Source organism: Streptomyces sp. NPDC041205, from assembly GCF_055591765.1.
Genome location: NZ_JBVIZH010000001.1, coordinates 1,131,116 through 1,146,210 on the forward strand (window position 1 = coordinate 1,131,116; position 15,095 = coordinate 1,146,210).

General features: G+C 72.9%; 11 protein-coding genes and 1 tRNA gene. 4 read left to right on the forward strand and 8 right to left on the reverse strand.

Annotated elements, in window-relative coordinates:
• The first annotated feature begins 25 nt into the window (after nucleotides 1–25).
• Nucleotides 26–1,369: a vWA domain-containing protein gene (locus ACZ6BG_RS04935; RefSeq protein ID WP_468996927.1), complete on the forward strand. Its 1,344-nt coding sequence runs from the start codon at nucleotides 26–28 to the stop codon at nucleotides 1,367–1,369.
• A gap of 117 nt (nucleotides 1,370–1,486) precedes the next feature.
• Nucleotides 1,487–3,478 (forward strand): FHA domain-containing protein, encoded by a 1,992-nt coding sequence (locus ACZ6BG_RS04940; protein ID WP_468996929.1) that lies wholly within the window; start codon nucleotides 1,487–1,489, stop codon nucleotides 3,476–3,478.
• Between the two features lie 62 nt (nucleotides 3,479–3,540).
• Here the strand turns inward: ACZ6BG_RS04940 and ACZ6BG_RS04945 are convergent, their stop codons facing one another.
• The gene (locus tag ACZ6BG_RS04945; RefSeq protein WP_468996931.1) at nucleotides 3,541–4,539 is read right to left on the reverse strand and encodes a methyltransferase domain-containing protein; all 999 of its coding nucleotides are present in this window, start codon (nucleotides 4,537–4,539) and stop codon (nucleotides 3,541–3,543) included.
• Between the two features lie 85 nt (nucleotides 4,540–4,624).
• Between ACZ6BG_RS04945 and ACZ6BG_RS04950 the strand changes: the two genes are divergently transcribed.
• Nucleotides 4,625–5,029, forward strand: a complete 405-nt coding sequence (locus ACZ6BG_RS04950; RefSeq protein WP_468996933.1) for a globin — start codon at nucleotides 4,625–4,627, stop codon at nucleotides 5,027–5,029.
• Between the two features lie 113 nt (nucleotides 5,030–5,142).
• Here the strand turns inward: ACZ6BG_RS04950 and ACZ6BG_RS04955 are convergent, their stop codons facing one another.
• The 7 genes from ACZ6BG_RS04955 to ACZ6BG_RS04985 form a co-directional block, all read right to left on the reverse strand.
• Nucleotides 5,143–5,820: a DUF8010 domain-containing protein gene (locus ACZ6BG_RS04955; protein WP_468996935.1), complete on the reverse strand. Its 678-nt coding sequence runs from the start codon at nucleotides 5,818–5,820 to the stop codon at nucleotides 5,143–5,145.
• Nucleotides 5,817–6,290, reverse strand: a complete 474-nt coding sequence (locus tag ACZ6BG_RS04960; RefSeq protein WP_468449787.1) for an acyl-CoA thioesterase — start codon at nucleotides 6,288–6,290, stop codon at nucleotides 5,817–5,819. Before ACZ6BG_RS04960 ends, ACZ6BG_RS04955 begins: the two co-directional genes overlap by 4 nt.
• Nucleotide 6,291: 1 nt before the next feature.
• The gene (ettA, locus tag ACZ6BG_RS04965) at nucleotides 6,292–7,956 is read right to left on the reverse strand and encodes an energy-dependent translational throttle protein EttA (protein ID WP_468996937.1); all 1,665 of its coding nucleotides are present in this window, start codon (nucleotides 7,954–7,956) and stop codon (nucleotides 6,292–6,294) included.
• 188 nt (nucleotides 7,957–8,144) lie between these two features.
• Nucleotides 8,145–9,647 carry an LAETG motif-containing sortase-dependent surface protein gene (locus tag ACZ6BG_RS04970; protein ID WP_468997931.1) on the reverse strand — a complete coding sequence of 501 codons (1,503 nt, stop codon included), beginning with the start codon at nucleotides 9,645–9,647 and terminating at the stop codon, nucleotides 8,145–8,147.
• A 328-nt stretch (nucleotides 9,648–9,975) separates the two neighbouring features.
• A complete protein-coding gene (locus ACZ6BG_RS04975) occupies nucleotides 9,976–10,584 on the reverse strand; it encodes a single-stranded DNA-binding protein (protein WP_468996939.1) in 609 nt (202 codons plus the stop codon).
• A 287-nt stretch (nucleotides 10,585–10,871) separates the two neighbouring features.
• Nucleotides 10,872–12,920, reverse strand: coding sequence for a YfjP family GTPase (locus ACZ6BG_RS04980; RefSeq protein WP_468996941.1), 2,049 nt, complete (start codon nucleotides 12,918–12,920; stop codon nucleotides 10,872–10,874).
• On the reverse strand, nucleotides 12,917–14,566 hold the full coding sequence (locus ACZ6BG_RS04985) for a dynamin family protein (protein WP_468996943.1): 1,650 nt from the start codon (nucleotides 14,564–14,566) through the stop codon (nucleotides 12,917–12,919). Before ACZ6BG_RS04985 ends, ACZ6BG_RS04980 begins: the two co-directional genes overlap by 4 nt.
• 329 nt (nucleotides 14,567–14,895) lie before the next feature.
• Between ACZ6BG_RS04985 and ACZ6BG_RS04990 the strand changes: the two genes are divergently transcribed.
• Nucleotides 14,896–14,968, forward strand: a tRNA-Arg gene (locus tag ACZ6BG_RS04990).
• The last annotated feature ends 127 nt before the right edge of the window (nucleotides 14,969–15,095 follow it).

Here is a 15,095-nt window from a genome sequence, read left to right on the forward strand (position 1 = left end):
GAAGTCCTAGGGGGGAGCAACGTCCATGGCCAATTTCTCCAAGTCGAACGTTCCGCAGTTCACCGTCGACGTCTACCAGAACGAGTACCTGCCCGAGGGCGGCCGCGAGGTCAACGCGATCGCCACGGTCACCTCGACCGGCGGCGGCACCATCGGCGCCGCTGTCGGCGCGCCCCATCTGTACGCGGTGGGCGACGGCCCCGACGCCGCGGTCGCGATCATGGTCGACTGTTCCGGCTCCATGGACTACCCGCCGACGAAGATGCGCGGCGCCCGTGACGCCACCGCCGCCGCGATCGACGCCCTGCGCGACGGCGTGCACTTCGCCGTCATCGGCGGCACCCACGTCGCCACGGAGGTCTACCCCGGCGGCGGCCGCCTCGCCGTCGCGGGCCCGCAGACCCGCGCCCAGGCCAAGGAGGCCCTGCGCAAGCTCAGCGCGGGCGGCGGCACCGCCATCGGCACCTGGCTGCGCCTGGCCGACCGCCTCCTCGCCTCCGCCGACGTCTCCATCAGACACGGCATCCTGCTCACCGACGGCCGCAACGAACACGAGTCACCGGAGGACCTGCGCGCCTCCCTCGACGCCTGCGCGGGCCGCTTCACCTGTGACGCGCGCGGCGTCGGCACCGACTGGGAAGTGAAAGAGGTCACAGGCATCGCCTCGGCGCTGCTCGGCACCGCCGACATCGTCGCCGACCCCGCGGGCCTCGCCGCGGACTTCACGCAGATGATGGAGTCCGCGATGGGCAAGGAGGTCGCCGACGTCAGTCTGCGGCTGTGGACCCCCATGGGCGTGGAGATCGTGTTCGTGAAGCAAGTGGCACCCACGGTCGAGGAGTTGACCGACCGCCGCACCGAGGCAGGGCCCCGTGCGGGTGACTACCCCACCGGCTCCTGGGGCGACGAGTCCCGCGACTACCACGTCTGTGTACGCGTTCCCGGCGCCGAGCTCGGCCAGGAGATGCTCGCGGCCCGTGTCTCGCTCGTCGTCCCGGCGGCCGACGGCACCGTGCAGACCCTGTCCCAGGGCCTGGTCCGGGCCGTCTGGACGGACGACATGGCGGCATCCACCTCCATCAATCCGCAGGTCGCGCACTACACGGGCCAGGCGGAGCTGGCCCAGGTCATCCAGCAGGGCCTCGACGCCCGCAAATCGGGCGATTACGACGGAGCAACGGCCAAACTGGGCAGGGCCGTTCAGCTCGCGAGCGCCTCCGGCAACGCCGATACCGCCAAGCTCCTTTCCAAGGTGGTGGACGTGGTCGACGCCGCGACAGGTACTGTTCGATTGAAGGCGCGGGTCGCCGAGGCCGACGAGATGACACTCGAGACGCGCTCGACGAAAACGGTCCGCGTGAAGAAGTAGCAGGGCGTCCCACGGCGTCCCGTACGCCGAGCACGCCCCGCGTACGCCCTGTCAGTACCGGAAGAACGCCAGTGCACGCGGCCCACGGGCCGGAGAAGGAGAGGGGGAAGCGCCGACATGCCGACCTGCCCGAACGGACACCAGTCGGGTTCCGACGACTGGTGCGAGGTCTGCGGTCACCGCATGGCTGGTGCCGTACCACCGCCACCTCCGCCACCGCCCCCGGCCGCGGGCTACGGCCAGCCGCAGCAGGGCCCCGGCGGCCCCGGCCAGCCCGGTGGTCCTGGTGGCCCCGGCCAGCCCGGCGGTCCCGGCCAGCCCGGCCGCTCGCACCTTTCCGCGGTGCCGGACCTCGGGCCCGAGCCCGAGCTCTGCCCGCAGTGCCGCACGCCCCGCGAGGCCAACGCGCCGTTCTGCGAGGAGTGCCGGTGGAACTTCCTGACGGGTACGGCGACGTCGTACACGCCTGCCGCGCCTAATCCGCCACTGCCCACGAGTGGGGCGGGGCGGCCCGGTGGGCCTGGTGGTCCGGGGATGCCTGGGCCCGGTGGGCCTGGTGCCGGTGGTCCGGGTGGACCCGGTGGTCCTGGCTTTGGCGGGCGCGGGCCCGGTGCCGGTTCCGGTCCTGGTGGGTACGGGTACCCGCCTCAGGGGCCTGGTCAGCCCGGCGGTCCGGGGCAGCCCGGCGGTCCCGGCCAGCCTGGCGGTCCGGGTGCCGGTGGACCCGGTTCCGGTGGGCCCGGTGGGTACGGCTACCCGCCGCAAGGTCCGGGGCAGCCCGGTGGTCCGGGTCAGCCCGGCGGCCCCGGTGCTGGTGGGCCCGGCGGCCCTGGCCAGCCCGGTGGTCCCGGTTCCGGTGGGTACGGCTACCCGCCTCAGGGGCCGGGCCGGCCCGGTGGCCCCCACGGCCCGGGCGGTCCCGGTGGCCCCGGCCGACCCGGCGGGTACGACGGCCCCGACGGCCCCGGCCCCGGTGCGCACGGCGGCCCTGGTGGGCCCGGCCCGAGCGGCCCCGGCGGACCAGGGGGACCCGGTGGGTACGACGGCCCCGGCGGACCGGGTGGTGCTCCTGGCGCCCCCAACCCCTCCCAGCAGTTCCAGCAGGGCCCGCCCCAGCCGGGCCCCGGTGCTCCGGGCGGACCCGGTGGACCTGGCGGCCCGGGTGGCCCCGGTGGCCCCAACGGCCCCGGCACCACCTCCCCGACCGGCCAGCAGTCCCCCGGCCCCGGCCAGGACCCGTTCGGCTACCAGGGCTCGCGGCCCTCGCAGATGAACCGCCCCGCGGAGCCGATCCCTCCGTTCGGCAACGGCGGCGGCGCTCCCGGCGGCCCCGGCTCCGCGCCCGGCCAGGGCGGCCCCAACGGACCGGGCGGACCCAACGGTCCTGGCGCGCCGCAGGGGTTCCAGCAGCAGGGTCCGCCCGCACCGCCCGCGTTCCCGCAGGAGACGGGCACCCCGCAGGGCCCGCCGCCCCCGCCCGGCCAGGGCGGACCCGGTGGACCTGGCGGACCCGGTGGTCCCGGCGGCCCCGGCGCGCCCTCCTTCGGCGGCGGAGACGACTGGGTCCTCTCCCCGCCCTCGACCTCGGCACCCGGCCAGGGTCACCCCGGCGGCCAGGGCGGCCCCGGAGGCCCCGGCGCCCCGGCCCAGCAGCCCCCGCAGGGCTACCCCGGCCAGGGCGGTCCGCCCCAGCCGGCGGGCCCCGGGACCTGGACCGCGACCATCGGTCCCGACCGTGACTACTTCATGGCGATGATGCAGCGCAGCGGCCCCGAGGCCGCGGGCCTGAACCTGCCCGCGTACTCCCCGGAGCAGCAGCGTCCGCTGGTCGGCAACCAGATCACGATCGGCCGCCGCCGCCACTCCACCGGCGACACCCCCGACATCGACCTGTCGGTGCCGCCGGAGGACCCGGGCGTATCGCACCAGCACGCGGTCCTGGTCCAGCAGCCGGACGGCGGCTGGGCGGTCGTCGACCAGAACTCGACCAACGGCACCACGGTCAACGCCGGCGAGGAGCCCATCCAGCCCTTCGTCCCGATCCCGCTCCAGGACGGCGACCAGGTGCACGTCGGCGCCTGGACGACGATCACCGTCCGCAGGGACTGACCCCGGCCACCGGGGTCACCCCGCACCACCCGCACCACCGAAGGGCCGTACGCCCGCCGCCGTCACAGCGGCCAGGCGTACGGCCCTTCCGGGTCGTCCAGCCACGCCCACGCGTACGGCCCGCTGACCGTCACCCCGAACCGCTCCCGCACCGGCCGCCGCTCCCGCTGCCACAGCGCCAGCGCCTCCTGTGGGTCGAGGCTGCCCGCCGTGAGTTCGAGCAGGAACCGGAACAGCTCGCTCTGCAGCGCCCGGCGCGGCAGCCCGCCGATGTACTGCTCGGGCCGCGGCGGCGCGCCGCCGCCGCGCAGCGGCACGAAGTACGCGGGCGTGTGCAGGAACCGCCCCTCGGCGTGCTCGGCGTCCGCGACCCGCAGCGCGATCAGGCCGGTCGCCAGCGGCGCGAGGACCCGCGCGCCGGGGCGGCACTGGGCGAGCCAGGCCCGCGGCACCGAGCTGAGCGTGCAGGTGGCGATGATCCGGTCGAAGGGCGCCCGCCGCGGACAGCCCGCGGCGCCGTCGCCGGTCACGACGACCGGCCGGTACCCGGCGGCCGCCAGGTGCCGCCGCGCGGACTCGGTGATCTCCGGGTCGAGGTCGACGGTGGTGACGTGCTCGTCCCCGAGCCGGTGCGCGAGCAGCGCCGCGTTGTAGCCCGTACCGGCCCCGATCTCCAGGACGTCGTGCCGCGCCCCGTCCCCGACATCGAGCTCGACGAGCATCTTGGCCATCAGCGAGGGCTGGCTGCTGGACGAGATCAGCTCCCCGTCCCGTACCCGGGTCGCGAGCGGCGCGTCCGCGTACGCCCCTCGCAGCCACCGCCCCCGCCGCACCGGGTCGGGGTCCTCGCCCCACATCCGCTCGTACCCGCCGCCCGTGCTCACGTAGTAGTACGGCACGAAGAGGTGCCGCGGCACCGCCTGGAACACCTCCCGCCAGGCCGGGTCGTCGTCCCAGGCCCCGCCGGCCTCGATCTCCCGCACCAGGCCGGCGCGCGCCTCGGCCGCCCGCACGGGGTCCGGCCCCTCGGGTTCGTCAGCAAGTGGAACCCTCTCACCCATACCCCCACTCTGCTGCCCCGGGCCGCTCGATGCGAGTGGTCCTAAGCCTTCCGTCCTCGGCCGTCGCGTCTGAGACCATGGAGGAGTGAATGAGATCCCGCGCGGCACGCTTCAGGAGCAGACCTTCTACGAACAGGTCGGCGGCGAGGAGACCTTCAGGCGCCTGGTGCACCACTTCTACCAGGGAGTCGCGGAGGACCCGCTGCTCCGGCCGATGTACCCGGAGGAGGACCTGGGCCCGGCCGAGGAACGCCTCGTCCTGTTCCTGATGCAGTACTGGGGCGGCCCCCGCACCTACAGCGACAACCGCGGCCACCCCCGCCTGCGCATGCGCCACGCCCCGTTCACGGTCAACAGGGAAGCCCACGACGCCTGGCTCAAGCACATGCGCGCCGCCGTCGACTCCCTCGGCCTCTCCGAGGAACACGACCGCACCCTCTGGAACTACCTGACCTACGCGGCAGCCTCGATGGTCAACACCCCCGGCTGACCACTTCGCCCGCCTGCCCGTGGTGGAGACGGTCAGCCCTGATCGCTCCAGGACTGTGGGCAGGCGTTCCGCAGGGTGGAACGGGTGGGCGCAGCCCCGGCCAGGGGTGCCTACTAGGTCGGTGTGACGGTCAGCGCCCCGACGCCGGCCCGGCGCAGGGCAATCGATCCGAACGGCGTCCGCAACCGCAGCCACGGCCCGGCCGACAGCAAGTCCAGGACGTCGCCCCGCAAAAACCCCAGCGCGTGCGCAGCGTGCGCGGCCCGCACGGGCAACTCGGTCCCGGGAATCGCCCGAGACCAAATCTCCCGCCCCACGAGGTCCAGCTGGGCCCGGACCCGCAGCTCGGGCGCCAACTCCTCGACCCGTCCCCGGAATTCAGCGACAGCGCCCCGCACCAGTTCCCGCACCTCCCCCGCCGAAGGCAGCCCGCGCACCTGCCGCCAGCCCCCACGGGGCGGCAGCACCCCGGCCCACGGCGGCCCGGTGACCGCGTCCGGCACCACAGCCGTACCCGCGGTCTCCCCCGCCTCCGCCACGGACTCCAGGAACTCCCCCGCGGAGACGGTCACGTCGAGCGAGGTGTCGAGCCCGTACTCGTACGGCTTCGCGAGGCGCGCCGTACGGATGGCGAGCACCTCGAACGACGGCGGCCGCCCGAACACCGCCAGGGTGTCCCCCGCGGCCTGCAACCGCACCGCGGCCGCCTTGTCGTAGTGGACGAGCCGCGCCAGGAAGGCGGTGAGATCCACCGCCTCCCCGGCGTCGACGAAGTCCAGTCGCACGGTCATGCGACAAGCGCCCCCGCACCGCCCGCGCGCCGGCCGCCCGTCGCGCTCGCCGTGTCCTCGGGGCGGTACTCCTCGAGCACGGCGCGCTCCTCGGCGGTGATCCGCCGCGGCCGCTGCGCCCGCAGGTCGAACGGGACGACGATCGTCGAGGCCCGCACGTACACCTGCCCGCCCGCCTCGGGCTCCTTTATCTCGTACGAGATCGTCAGCGACGCGGCCCCGATCTTCGTCACCCACGACTCGATGGTGACCGGCTCGTGCCGGTGCACCAACGGCCGCAGATAGTCGATCTCGTGGCGCGCCACGACGGAGCCGCCCGAGAACGACGGCCCGCCGTCGTCGGACGAGAGCCGGAACATGAAGTCGATCCGCGCCTCTTCCAAGTACCGCAGGAAGACGGCGTTGTTGACGTGCCCGAAGGCATCCATGTCCGACCACCGCAGCGGGCAGCTGTAGATGTGGCGCGCCATGTCAGCCCCGCGTGAGCTTCTTGTACGTGGCGCGGTGCGGACGGGCCGCGTCCGGACCGAGCCGCTCGATCTTGTTCTTCTCGTACGACTCGAAGTTGCCCTCGAACCAGAACCACTTGGACTCGCCCTCGTAGGCGAGGATGTGCGTGGCGACCCGGTCCAGGAACCACCGGTCGTGGGAGACCACCACGGCGCAGCCCGGGAACTCCAGGAGCGCGTTCTCCAGCGACGACAGCGTCTCGACGTCGAGGTCGTTGGTGGGCTCGTCGAGGAGCAGCAGGTTGCCGCCCTGCTTGAGGGTCAGCGCCAGGTTCAGCCGGTTGCGCTCACCGCCGGAGAGCACACCCGCCGGCTTCTGCTGGTCCGGGCCCTTGAAGCCGAACGCGGAGACGTACGCGCGCGAGGGCATCTCGACCTGGCCCACGTTGATGTAGTCCAGTTCGTCCGACACGACCGCCCAGAGCGTCTTCTTCGGGTCGATGTTGGCGCGGCCCTGGTCGACGTAGGAGATCTTGACGGTGTCGCCGACCTTGATGCTGCCCGAGTCCGGCGTCTCCAGACCCTGGATCATCTTGAACAGCGTGGTCTTGCCCGCGCCGTTCGGGCCGATCACGCCCACGATGCCGTTGCGCGGCAGCGTGAACGACAGGTCGTCGATCAGCACCTTGTCGCCGAACGCCTTCGACAGGTTCTCGATCTCGACGACGATGTTGCCGAGGCGCGGGCCCGGCGGGATCTGGATCTCCTCGAAGTCCAGCTTCCGCATCTTGTCCGCCTCGGCGGCCATCTCCTCGTAACGCGACAGTCGCGCCTTGGACTTGGCCTGACGCCCCTTGGCGTTCGACCGCACCCACTCGAGCTCTTCCTTCAGACGCTTCGCACGCTTGGCGTCCTTCTGGCCCTCGACCTTGAGGCGGGTGGCCTTCTTGTCGAGGTACGTCGAGTAGTTGCCCTCGTACGGGTGCGCGCGGCCGCGGTCCAGCTCGAGGATCCACTCGGCGACGTTGTCCAGGAAGTACCGGTCGTGGGTGACGGCGACGACGGTGCCGGGGTACTTCGCGAGGTGCTGCTCCAGCCACTGCACGGACTCGGCGTCCAGGTGGTTGGTGGGCTCGTCGAGGAGCAGCAGGTCGGGCGCCTCGAGGAGCAGCTTGCAGAGCGCGACGCGGCGGCGCTCACCACCGGAGAGGTTGGTGACCGGCCAGTCGCCGGGCGGGCAGCCGAGGGCGTCCATGGCCTGCTCCAGCTGGGTGTCCAGGTCCCACGCGCCCGCGTGGTCCAGGTCCTCCTGGAGCTTGCCCATCTCCTCCATCAGCGCGTCCGAGTAGTCGGTCGCCATCAGCTCGGCGACCTCGTTGAACCGCTTCAGCTTGCCCATGATCTCGGCGGCGCCGTCCTGCACGTTCTCCAGGACCGTCTTGGACTCGTCCAGCGGCGGCTCCTGCAGGAGCATGCCGACCGTGTAGCCCGGCGACAGGAACGCGTCACCGTTCGACGGCTGCTCGAGGCCCGCCATGATCTTGAGCACCGTGGACTTACCGGCACCGTTCGGACCCACGACACCGATCTTCGCGCCGGGCAGGAAGTTCAAGGTGACGTCATCGAGGATCACCTTGTCGCCGTGCGCCTTGCGCGTCTTGCGCATGGTGTAGATGTACTCAGCCAAGAGAAACCGTCCGGCAATCAGTGTGTGGGCAGATACACCCCATCTTGCCGTACAGCCACCCCCCGGAAGAAACCAGTATCACGAGGACCCCGTGACCTGGCCCTTCCGCGCCCACCTACGTAGTTGATCTGTCACCGACCGTGGCCGCGGCCCGCCGCCGGGCGTCCCCCGCGCCCCGCTCGCTCCACTCACTCCTCGGACGACGCCGTCTCCGCGGGCTCCGCCGGGGCCGCCGGGTCCTTCTTCCTGCGCAGGAGGAACACCGCGCCACCGCCGACGACGACCAGCACGACCGCGATGGCGGCTATCAGCGGCGTCGCGTTCGACCCGCCGGTCTCCGCGAGGTCGCCGCCGCCGCTCGTACCGCCCGCCGACGCGGGGCTCGGGTTCGAGGCGGGCTGCGCCTTGCCGTCGACGGCGACCGCGCTGCCCTCGGTCCGGCAGTCGAGCACTCCCTTGAACCGCTTCTCGAACCCGCCCGGCCCCATGATCGTGAAGTCGTAGGGCTGGTCCTCCTGCAGCGGTATCGTCACCGTCCGTCGCTCACCGGCCTTGATGGTGTGCTTGAACTTCATCAGGCTGAAGGTGAACGGCGCGTCCCCCTTGTTGCTCGCCGTGATGTCCACGCCGTTCTTGGCGCAGTTCTTCTCCGCGGACAGCGCGGGTATCGCGCCCTTCTCCGCCCAGTGCGCCGTCGCGGCGGCGGACACCGTGGACTCGCTGGAGCCCGCGAGTATCTGTGTCTGGCTGCGGGTCTCGGAGGTGAAGGCCCGTCCGACCGGCACGGTCGTCGCCGCCTGCACCTCCAGCGCGGCCGTGCCGTCCGGCGTGCCCTTCGGCACGTCGAAGAACAGCCGGCTGCCGTCACGGGCCGTCTTGACCTTCTTGCCGTCCTTGCCGACGATCTTCACCCCGCTCGCCGAGTCCGCGGGCGGTGTGACGGTCACGCTCTCCGCGTCGGTCCGCACGGTCACCGGGCCCAGTCGCTTCCCGGCGTTCCCGGAGACGGCCGAGGGCTCCAGCGTCAGCGACGCCTTCGGCTCGGGGCTGTTGCGCGCGCTGCGCTCCAGATAGTCCGCGAGCTTCTCGGCCCGAGGATCGGCGGCCTCGACCTTGATCCTGCGTGGCTTCGCCGCCTCCCTCGCCGCGCCGGGCTCGCTCGACTTGTCCGACGTGCGGGATTTCCACTTGCCCAGATTCTCCGAGTACCGCCAGATCGCCACCTGGGTGCCGGCCGCGGCCGACTTCTCGGTGAGCGTGCCCGCGCCCGACTGCCGCGCGAGCTGGGCGAGGTTGTTCACCCGGGGGTAGGAGTGCTGCAGGATCCAGCGGATCTTGCCCGCGTGCGCGTTGCCGTTCAGGGACGTGCCGCTCCAGGGGGTCTCCTGGTACTTCGCGTCCTTCTGCGTCGGGGTGTGCAGGTCGATGCAGTACGTCTGCAGCGTGCCGCCGTTGTCCACGGACATCTCGAAGAGGCCTGCGGGGATTCGCTGGCTCTCGCCGTCCTCACGGACGACCGCCTGGCCGTACGTCTTCAGGCCGCTGAGGGTCGCGCTCGCCCCGCCCCGGTGCTGCGGGGCGTCCACCGCGGTGGCCGCGGTCGCGCTGACCGTCGCACAGGCCACGACAAGCCCCGACGCCACCGTCGCGGCGGCGATTCGGGCCGCGCCACGGCCGTGCGCGGGCGATATCGCGAACGCCTTGAGTGCCCGACACCCTGACCACGCAGAAAACACAGAAATCCCCTCCGGGCGGGACCCAATTCACATGGGGGGACTGGCCCCGCCAGCAGATTCAACCGAGCAGACTCACCTGCCGACCGCCCCGCTCAGGCCTCAACCGCCTTACGGAGCCACGCCCGGCATCCTAAGGAAGCGACGCATCGCCGTTCCCAGTAGCGCCGTCCGGCAACCGATCCGAATCGGAATTGTTATCGACAACGCCCTTCTGAGCTGGGCATATCGACAAATCCATGGTTCCGGTTAGGGGATCGGGCCATGTCCGGCCGTGCGGTGCGGGTCAGCCGACGGGGGCCGGATCCCGCTCCAACTCGACGCCCTGGGCGCCTTCCGCCGCGGCCTCCGGCTCACCGCCCGGCTCCGCCTCCGACTTGGTCCGCGTCTGCGCCCCCGGCCCCATCCGGACCCTCGCCTCCTGCTGGGCCTTGGCGTGCGCCCGGTCCCTGGCGCCGGACTGGGTGGGGAACTCGAACTCCGGCTCATCCTCCGCCCCGGACACGGCACTTCGCTCCTGCACGGCGGAGTCCATCACCCTGCGCGTGCGCCGGAACGCGGACGTCCCGCGGGCGAGGTCGTGTCCGATGGACTGGGCGTCGATGTCCACCGACCGGAAGTGCTGCCCGCCCCGCTCCTCGTCGCGCACCCTCAACCTGCCCTGCACGATGACCGGTTCGCCGATCGCGAGCGACCCCTGCACATTGACGCCGAGCGTCCGCCAGGCCCATACCGTGAAGAAGTTGGTGTGCCCGTCCGCCCACGCGTTGCGCGAGCGGTCGAAGTGCCGTGCCGTGACCGCGATCCGAAAGCGTGTCACCGGTCCGGACGGCAGCTCCCTGAACACCGGCGTCGTCGCCACGTTCCCCACCACCGTCACCACCGTGTCGTTCATGCCGACCCCTCCCTACGTCCACACACGTGCGGGCTCGTCCCGCACGCCCACGTCTGAGTCCGCGACCGCTCACCTCCGCCTTCGCGCTCCGGCGTCGGCGGTCGGCGGGCTGCCGCGATCTCAGATTGCACCGGCCGGACCGAGCCCGCTGAGCCCTGTGTCCTACCGGCCGGTTGTGGACAACTCCGTCACCCGATGGAGCCCTTCCGCTTCCCCCGCACCCCGGGCCCACGTCCCGAGCTCACACGCCGGGCCCACGTCCCGAGCCCACGCCCCGCCCCCAGCCCTCACCCCCGCCGCGCCACCCGCACGTACTGCTCCCGAACCTCCCGGTACCGCAGCAGCTCCGCCGCCACCGGATCAAGCACCCGCGCCCGCCCGCACCCCGCGGCCGCCTCCCGCAGCCGTCGCTCGGCCTCGAAGCCGTACCGCCGGGCCGGCCCGCGCGCCGCCATCCCGCTGGCCCACTCCACGCACGGCCCGCCGACGATGCCAAGGGCCATCAGGAGCACCGGCACGCCCAGGTTGGGCTGCGCGACCCCGACGATCTGCCCCACCAGCCACAGCCCGCCGACGACTTGAAGCAGCGTCATGGCCGCTTGCGCGAGGACCGCCGCCGGCCACCAGCCGGGCCGCGGCGGCCGCCCGTCCGGCAGGGCCGCCCGCAGTGCCAACTCGTCGAGCGCCTCGGGCAGGCCCTGGGCCCCGCGTGCCGCCGCCTCCCGCACGGCCTGCCCCCAGGGCGTGGGCAGCCCGGTGGCCGCCTCGTCGGCGACGGCCCGCACGGCGTGCTCCACGCGCGCGCGTGCCGTCGCCTCCTCGTCCGCGGGCGGCGCCACAGCGTGCCTGCCCGTGCTGTGCGGGAAGCGCTGCGCCTCGTACCAGCGCCACAGCCGCAGCCAGGGCGAGGAGCACGCCCGGCCTGCGTGCCTGCGCCAGGCCCGCTCGGCGGCCTGGCCCGCCGCCGCCGCGCCGACCGCCTCCCCGAGCCGTTCGGAGAACTCCTCGCGCGCTTCCTCGCTGAGCCCGATCGCGCCCCGCGCGGACGCCGATCCCGCCCCGGCGGCGTACACCGGCCGCAGGCGCGTCGCCGCCGCGTCCAGGTCCGCCTCGATGCGCCGCGCCGCGGCTCCCCGTTCGCGGGTGAACTGGCCGAGGGCCTCCCGCAGATCGCCGACGCCCTCACCGGTGAGGGCGGACAGCGCGAGCACTGTGGCGCCCGGTTCGCCGTGCTCGCCGAGGGCGATGCCGTCCTCGTCGAGGAGTCGCCGCAGATCGTCGAGCACCTGGTCGGCGGCGTCTCCGGGGAGCCGGTCCACCTGGTTGAGCACGACGAACATGACCTCGGCGTGCCCGGCGAGGGGCCGCAGATAGCGCTCGTGGAGCATCGCGTCCGCGTACTTCTCGGGGTCGACGACCCAGATGACCGCGTCGACGAGCCCGAGGATCCGGTCGACGTGCTCGCGGTGGTCCGCCGCGGCCGAGTCGTGGTCGGGCAGGTCGACGAGGACGAGGCCCTGGAGGGTCTGCGCGTCGGCCCCCGGGAGCGGCCGTCGGCGCAGCCTCCCGGGGATGCCGAGCCGGTCGAGCAGCCCCGCGGCGCCGTCCGTCCAACTGCACCCGATGGGCGCGGCCGTGGTCGGTCTGCGTACGCCCGTCTCCGAGATCATCACGCCCGCCAGGGCGTTGAAGAGGGTCGACTTGCCGCTGCCCGTGGCGCCCGCGAGGGCGACGACGGTGTGCCGGTCGGACAGCCGCCGCCGCGCCGCGGCCTCGTCGAGCACGCGCCCGGCCTCGGCGAGCGTCTCGCCGTCGAGCCGCGTACGGGACAGCCCGATCAGCTCGCGCAGCGCGTCAAGGCGCCCTCGAAGGGGCCCTTCGTAGACGACGGTTGTGTCCTGCGCGGGGGCGCTGTTCTCGTACGGGGTGCGGGTGTCGTACGCGGTGGGGTCCCCGTACGAGGACGGTCTCCCCGTAGCCGCGGCCGCCGGCGAACCGGTGGCCACCGATCCGGCGAGCACCTCGGCCACGGTTCTGGAGTCCCCGTTCGCCGGGGACGCGCCGGGCACCGCGCGCCGCGCGATGAGCCCGTCGTCCCAGACGCCGTCGGCCTCGCGCGCGTGGTTGCCGTTTTCCTCGTCCTGACCGGCGTGATCGGCGAGCCCCGCGCCCGGGGCGCTCTCAGCCCGCTCAGTCCTCTCAGCGCTCGTGGCCCTCCCAGCGCTCTCGGCTCCGTCAATGCCGCCTGCCGTGGCATCCGTGCCGTCTGCGCTGTCCGCGCGTTCCAGATCGCCGGGGTGGTCGGTGTGGCCCGTGACGGCGGTCACCGCGGTCACCTCTCCTTCTGCAGTACGGACAGTGCGGCGATGAGTTCGGCCTGGGGCTCCGGGTTGACGTCGAGTGCGTCGAGGGGGGCCAGGCGCCGCTCGCGCTCCGCGCGGAGGACCTTGTCCAGGTAGTCGGTGAGCAGTCGGCCGCCGCGGTCGCGCAGCCGCAGCGCCCCGTGGGCGCCGATGCGCTCGGCCAGGGTCTCTCCGGCGGTGCGTGCCCGGCGCCCGCCGAGCAGGGCGGTCGCGAGCAGCGCGGCGACGACGTCGGCGTCGGGCAGGGTGCTCTTGTCGGCGCGGTCGAGGGCGCGTACCTCCTCCTCGGCGTACTCCTCGAGTTCGCGCCGCCAGCGCCGTACGGCCATGCCGATGCGGTGTTCGGGGCTGTCGCCGTCTTCGTAGGGGGCCCTTTCGTACCGTCCGCCGCTGCGGACGAGCGCGGGGGCCTGGGCGGCGGGCTCGCGCCGCCACGCGTCGTCGATGTGTTCGTCGGCGGCTGTGACCGCGCACAGCAGGAGCGCTTCGAGGCTCTCGGCGATGGCGTCCAGGAGCTCTCCGGGGCCGCAGTCGAGCGGGTACGCGCGCCAGCGCTTCAGGGCGTCCCCGGCGAGCGCGGCGCCTGCCTGGAGGCGGGCGCGTACGCGCGCGTGCTCGCTTTCGTAGGCCTCGTCGACGGCGGACGTGAGGCGCAGGGCGGCGGCGTACTGGGCGGCGACGGCACCGGCGAGCTCCGGCATGCGGGAGTTGAGCGAACCGAGCACTCCGTAGGCGGTGCGTTCGATGGCTTGTCTACGGGAGGCGGGTTCCTGGGCGCGGTGGGCGAGCCAGGTGCGCAGGGGTTCCACGGCGGTGGCGGGGAGGAGTCCGCCGCCGCCCGCGGACTCGGGCAGTTCGGGGACGGTGAAGCGGGGTACGTCGCCGAGGCCGGCCTTGGCGAGGAGGGCGCCGTACTGCCGCGACACCTCGCCGACGACCTGGTGGGGCACGCGGTCGAGGACGGTGACGAGGGTGGCGTCCTGTTCCTTGGCGGTACGCAGCAGGTGCCAGGGCACGGCGTCGGCGTACCGGGAGGCGGTCGTGACCATGACCCACACGTCGGCCGCGCAGATCAGCTCGGCGGCGAGCACGCGGTTGTCGGCGACGAGGGAGTCGATGTCGGGGGCGTCGAGGAGGGCGAGGCCGCAGGGCAGCGTGTCGGCGGTCTCGACGCGCAGCACACGCTCGTTCTCGCCGCCCGACCCCCTGCCCGCCCCGTCGTCGCCCGCGCCGCCCTGGCGGGGCGCCCACGCGCGCGTGAGGTGCGGCAGGACGCGCATTCCCGCGAACCAGTCCTTGTCCTCCGGGTGGCACACCAGGACGGGTGTGCGGGTCGTGGGCCGCAGGACGCCCGCCTCGCTGACCTGACGGCCCACCAGAGAGTTCACGAGGGTGGACTTGCCGGCGCCGGTGGAGCCGCCGACAACGGCCAGCAAGGGTGCTTCGGGGGCCCGTAGCCGGGGCACCAGATAGTCGTCGAGCTGTGCGAGAAGCTCGTCCCGGTTGGCCCGCGCGCGTGGCGCCCCCGCGAGGGGGAGCGGAAAGCGTGCGGCGGCGACACGCTCACGCAGGGCGGAGAGTGCGTCAAGCAGTTGAGGCCGTACGTCCAAGGTCACCACATGCGAAGAATGCCCAATTTTGGCGCCTTTCTGAAGCATATGGGCACCCCTGCGCGCCGATCGGACACCCGCGACGGAAGGGACGACTGGGGCGCAGGCATAACGAGTGCACAACACCCGGGGCGACAGACGCCAAAAGCGGTGCGAGATTCGCACCTGCCTGCGATTATCAGGACCGCTTCACCGAACCTCCACATCGCGTGGCGGAGGTGAAGCACCAGGGACAAGCCACCAGGAGCCCTATCCTTGTCCCCGGTCCATGGTCCACGGCCCCCGGCAAAGGCCACGGACCACCCCACACCGGGCTCCAGGCCACCGGCCACCACCCGGCCCCCGTAGCTCAGTGGATAGAGCAGGTGCCTTCTAAGCACTTGGCCGCAGGTTCGAGTCCTGCCGGGGGCGCCTTAACCTACTTGACCTGCATGTTTGGGTCAGTTCGGCGTCACAGTCTGCGAGTGGACCAACGTCCACAGGACGCTAGAGAAGGTGCCTAGTCATCTTGGTTCTTCTCTAGCGCAGACTCGCCAGG